Origin of the sequence: Pedobacter sp. HMWF019, assembly GCF_003061025.1 — a bacterium.
In the GTDB taxonomy this organism is placed as follows: Bacteria; Bacteroidota; Bacteroidia; order Sphingobacteriales; family Sphingobacteriaceae; genus Pedobacter.
Genome location: NZ_QAIL01000425.1, coordinates 1 through 2,168, shown reverse-complemented (window position 1 = coordinate 2,168; position 2,168 = coordinate 1). Strand labels below are relative to the sequence as shown.

Below are 2,168 nucleotides of genomic sequence, written 5' to 3'. Positions count from 1 at the left end.
TCAAAACAAAACTCCGTCTCGGATTTGGATTCCTGTTCGTGATGGTACTTTTCTTCGGTTCCATTTCACTTTTTTATCTGAATGAAATTTCGGGTAGTGCAAAGGTTATCCTGAAAGATAATTATAAAACACTGAAGTTTACCGGAGCTATGAGAACACTTCTTGATGAGCATGATTTGCCGCTTACCACTGTTGTACAACAGGATTTTGAGCAACAATTACAAGGAGAAGAAAAGAACGTAACAGAGGTGGGGGAAGGTGCAGCTGTAACTGCGCTGAAACAGTCCTATCAGGATATGCTCGCCCCATCGGCAAACCTTGCCACTCAGCAGCTGGCCCTGAGAAAAGTCCGGGCGCAGCTGAGGGTGATCGAAGACTTGAATATGCGGGCTATTGTAAGGAAGAATGATGCCGCTCAGGAATCTGTTTCCAAAGCTACACTGTATCTGGTATTTGCAGCTTCGGTTAGTTTCTTGATCTTATTTAGTTTTATTGTGAATTTTCCGGGTTTTGTAGCCAATCCGCTCCAGGAATTTACAGAGGCCATACGGGAGATCAGTAATAAGAATTATAAACAGCGTTTGGAATTTCATAATAATGATGAGTTCTCCGAACTGGCTGCCGCTTTTAATGGGATGGCGGTTCAGCTGAACAAATGGGAGAATAGTAATCTGGCGGAACTGAAGTCGGAGAAGCTCCGGATAGAGGCCATTATTGAGCAAATGGATGATGCTATTATAGGTTTGAATGATAAACAGGATGTTTTGTTTATCAATAAAGTTGCTGCTCAACTGATTAGTCTTTTGCCAGCCCAGGTGATTGGCCAAAATGCAGCTGATCTGCAAAAAAAGAATGAGCTTTTAAACCGGATCTTAAACAGTCAGGGGAAAGACCAGAATCTGAAGATTTATGCCAATGAGAAGGAATCTCATTTCCAGCTGGAAAGCCGGGAAATTGTAATTCCTAATTTTGAGGACCAGGAGAATAACGTGATTTTCGCTTCAGGGAAATCTGCTGGTAAGGTTTATATCCTCAAAAATATCACAGAATTTAAGGAATTGGATCAGGCTAAGACAAATTTTATCGCTACAGTGTCTCATGAACTGAAAACTCCGCTTTCTTCGATTAAAATGAGCCTGAAATTGCTTAAGGATGAAAGGGTAGGCGGTATGAACAAGGAACAGAAGGAGCTGGTGGAGCATATTAATGAAGACAGCGACCGTTTGCTTAAAATTACGAGTGAACTGCTGGATCTTTCACAGGTGGAAACGGGAAACCTGCAGCTGAATTTTGTAAAATCTGATCCCAGACAAATTGTGGATTATGCAATAGAATCTGTGAAATTGCAGGCAGAGCAGAAACAGATACACTTAGAGCTGGTGAGTAAAAATTCCTTGCCAAAGGTAAATGCTGATGTAGAGAAGACGGCTTGGGTACTGATTAATTTTCTTTCCAACGCGCTGAGATACAGTCCGGAGAAATCTAAGCTGGTGATCCAGGTTTTAGAGAAGAATAGTGAAGTTGAGTTTTCGGTTCGTGATTTTGGAAAGGGAATTGAAGAACAATATCAGCAAAGGTTATTTGACCGTTATTTTCAAGTGCCTACTGATGGAAACAACAAATCCGGATCCGGACTTGGACTGGCCATCTCGAAAGATTTTATTGAGGCCGAACAGGGGAGGATTTGGGTTGAAAGTGCGTTAGGAGAGGGAAGCCGGTTTTGTTTCGCTTTGCCGGTGGCTTCCTGATATTTTAGATTACGCGATTAAACTGTATCTTGTAGTTCCAAACACAAAGGAGCGGATTGAGCAGTTATCAAACTTTTACTGATGTTGAGTTAGCAGACTTATTTAAGACTGGTGACCGGACGGCGTTTACCGTGATTTATCAACGGTATTGGAAAAAGATATTTATTATTGCCTGCAAGCGTATTGGAGATGCACACGTTGCAGAAGAAATTGTGCAGGAGATTTTTCTTAATTTCTGGCGTAAAAGGCATTCTTTTGTAATTACAACTGGGTTTCAAAATTATTTTGCTATTGCTGTAAAGTTTGAAATACTGGATCTGATGAGAAAAAAGGCAAATGCTGATGCTTATGAAAAGGAAATGGCATCATCATTTTCTGAGGCTGATGATTCTACCCTTAGAGACATCGATCTGATGGAGC

General features: G+C 41.1%; 2 protein-coding genes. Both read left to right on the top strand.

The annotated features are described in order from the left end of the window. The coding region (locus DBR11_RS22665; RefSeq protein WP_108554885.1) for an ATP-binding protein at nucleotides 1-1,748 on the top strand (1,748 nt) is incomplete at its 5' end. A gap of 56 nt (nucleotides 1,749-1,804) precedes the next feature. Further along, the coding region (locus DBR11_RS22660; RefSeq protein WP_304594197.1) for an RNA polymerase sigma factor at nucleotides 1,805-2,168 on the top strand (364 nt) is incomplete at its 3' end.